This window comes from Marinifilum fragile JCM 15579, assembly GCF_001310955.1.
GTDB lineage: Bacteria > Bacteroidota > Bacteroidia > Bacteroidales > Marinifilaceae > Marinifilum > Marinifilum fragile.
Genome location: NZ_BAZX01000063.1, coordinates 1 through 2,895, shown reverse-complemented (window position 1 = coordinate 2,895; position 2,895 = coordinate 1). Strand labels below are relative to the sequence as shown.

Annotated in this window: 2 tRNA genes and 2 rRNA genes; all 4 read right to left on the bottom strand. The window is 47.2% G+C overall.

The window, feature by feature from the left end:
• Window positions 1-800: ribosomal RNA gene (locus JCM15579_RS19860) — 23S ribosomal RNA — on the bottom strand; the annotation flags it as partial.
• 119 nt (window positions 801-919) lie between these two features.
• A tRNA-Ala gene (locus tag JCM15579_RS19855) sits at window positions 920-993 on the bottom strand.
• Between the two features lie 13 nt (window positions 994-1,006).
• A tRNA-Ile gene (locus tag JCM15579_RS19850) sits at window positions 1,007-1,080 on the bottom strand.
• Between the two features lie 148 nt (window positions 1,081-1,228).
• Window positions 1,229-2,758, bottom strand: a 16S ribosomal RNA gene (locus tag JCM15579_RS19845).
• Between the last annotated feature and the right edge of the window lie 137 nt (window positions 2,759-2,895).

Here is a 2,895-nt window from a genome sequence, read left to right as displayed (position 1 = left end):
CACCCCTACCCACAGTTCATCCGAACACTTTTCAACGTGAACCGGTTGGGCCCTCCACTCTGGTTTAACAGAGCTTCAGCCTGACCATGGGTAGATCACCAAGTTTCGCGTCTACCCCCACTAACTTTACGCCCTATTCAGACTCGCTTTCGCTTCGACTACGCACCTGAAGTGCTTAATCTCGCTAGTGAGGAGTAACTCGTAGGCTCATTATGCAAAAGGCACGCAGTCACACCCTAAAGTGCTCCTACCGCTTGTAGGCGTACGGTTTCAGGTACTCTTTCACTCCTCTGTTCGAGGTGCTTTTCACCTTTCCCTCACGGTACTTGTTCACTATCGGTCTCTCAGGAGTATTTAGCCTTACCAGATGGTCCTGGCAGATTCACACAGAATTCCTCGTGTTCCGCGCTACTCAGGATACTACTAGATTCACTTTGCTTACGTGTACGAGACTATCACTCTCTGCGGTGTGTCTTTCCAAACACTTCCACTTCACGCCGATCATCATATTATAGTCCTACAACCCCACCATTGCCGAAACAATAATGGTTTGGGCTAATCCCCGTTCGATCGCCACTACTAGGGGAATCACTTTTGTTTTCTTCTCCTCCGGTTACTTAGATGTTTCAGTTCTCCGGGTTTGCCTCCTTAAAGGATACTCATTGCTGAGTGGGTTGCCCCATTCGGAAATCTACGGATCAATGGTTATTTGCACCTCACCGTAGCTTATCGCAGCTTATCACGTCCTTCATCGCCTCTGAGAGCCTAGGCATCCGCCATACGCCCTTAATTACTTCTTTTTGTGCCAATAAAAGTCTAAACTTTCATCACGAAATCAATCGTTGTTTCTTTACTATTGGTTACTTCTACTTTACTACTTTCAACATGTCAAAGAACTTTAATACACCATCGTATTTCGTGGAGAATATCGGAGTCGAACCGATGACCTCTTGCGTGCAAGGCAAGCGCTCTAGCCAGCTGAGCTAATCCCCCAAAACGTTAATCGTAGTCCTGCGCAGATTTGAACTGCGGACCCCTACATTATCAGTGTAGTGCTCTAACCAACTGAGCTACAGGACTAAATTTCTTAATCCATATGCTAGCGGTTTAAACACCCTAACGCTATGGGTTATGGTATATTAAATGAAAACAAGTAAAAAGTTAGGCAAAACAGTCTTAAAACTCTGTCTTATCACCATAAACCTTAGTCGATATTCTAAATCTCTAGAAAGGAGGTGTTCCAGCCACACCTTCCGGTACGGCTACCTTGTTACGACTTAGCCCCAGTTACCAATTTTACCCTAGGTCGCTCCTTGCGGTTACGAACTTCAGGTCCCCTCGGCTTCCATGGCTTGACGGGCGGTGTGTACAAGGCCCGGGAACGTATTCACCGTATCATTGCTGATATACGATTACTAGCGAATCCAACTTCACGGAGTCGAGTTGCAGACTCCGATCCGAACTGAGACTAGCTTTTGAGATTAGCATCCTGTCACCAGGTAGCTGCCCTTTGTACTAGCCATTGTAACACGTGTGTAGCCCTGGACGTAAGGGCCGTGCTGATTTGACGTCATCCCCACCTTCCTCTCACCTTACGGTGGCAGTCTCGCTAGAGTCCTCAGCATTACCTGCTAGCAACTAACGATAGGGGTTGCGCTCGTTATGGGACTTAACCCGACACCTCACGGCACGAGCTGACGACAACCATGCAGCACCTTGTAATTTGCTCCGAAGAGAAAGCTTGTTTCCAAGCCGGTCAAACTGCATTTAAGCCCAGGTAAGGTTCCTCGCGTATCATCGAATTAAACCACATGTTCCTCCGCTTGTGCGGGCCCCCGTCAATTCCTTTGAGTTTCATTGTTGCCAACGTACTCCCCAGGTGGATTACTTAATGCTTTCGCTCAGTCGCGCACTGTGTATCGCGCACAACGAGTAATCATCGTTTACGGCGTGGACTACCAGGGTATCTAATCCTGTTCGCTCCCCACGCTTTCGTCCATCAGCGTCAATATTAGCTTAGTGAGCTGCCTTCGCAATCGGTGTTCTACGTTATATCTATGCATTTCACCGCTACATAACGTATTCCGCCCACCTCAACTAAATTCAAGACAACCAGTATCAATGGCAGTTTCACAGTTGAGCTGTGAGATTTCACCACTGACTTAATCGCCCGCCTACGGACCCTTTAAACCCAATAAATCCGGATAACGCTCGAATCCTCCGTATTACCGCGGCTGCTGGCACGGAGTTAGCCGATCCTTATTCATACGGTACCTTCAGCTCCCTACACGTAGGAAGGTTTATTCCCGTAAAAAAGCAGTTTACAACCCATAGGGCAGTCATCCTGCACGCGACATGGCTGGTTCAGGCTTGCGCCCATTGACCAATATTCCTCACTGCTGCCTCCCGTAGGAGTCTGGTCCGTGTCTCAGTACCAGTGTGGGGGACTATCCTCTCAGACCCCCTAAGCATCATCGCCTTGGTGAGCCGTTACCTCACCAACAAGCTAATGCTACGCATGCCCATCTTGTACCCCCGAAAGTTTAAATCAAATAACATGCGAAATTTGATTATTATGCGGTATTAATCCGGATTTCTCCGGGCTATCCCCCTGTACAAGGCAGGTTGCATACGCGTTACTCACCCGTGCGCCGGTCGCCATCAATAAAAGCAAGCTTTTATTATGCTGCCCCTCGACTTGCATGTGTTAGGCCTGTCGCTAGCGTTCATCCTGAGCCAGGATCAAACTCTTCGTTGTATAAAAGTTTTTATAATTCTGTCTCATTCAGATTATCAAAGTTTAATGGTAATTTTTAATTGACAAGGTATTATTCTTGTATTTACCTAACTTCTTGTTTTCAATATTTTCAAAGAACGTATCGTTCTGTTTTTCCT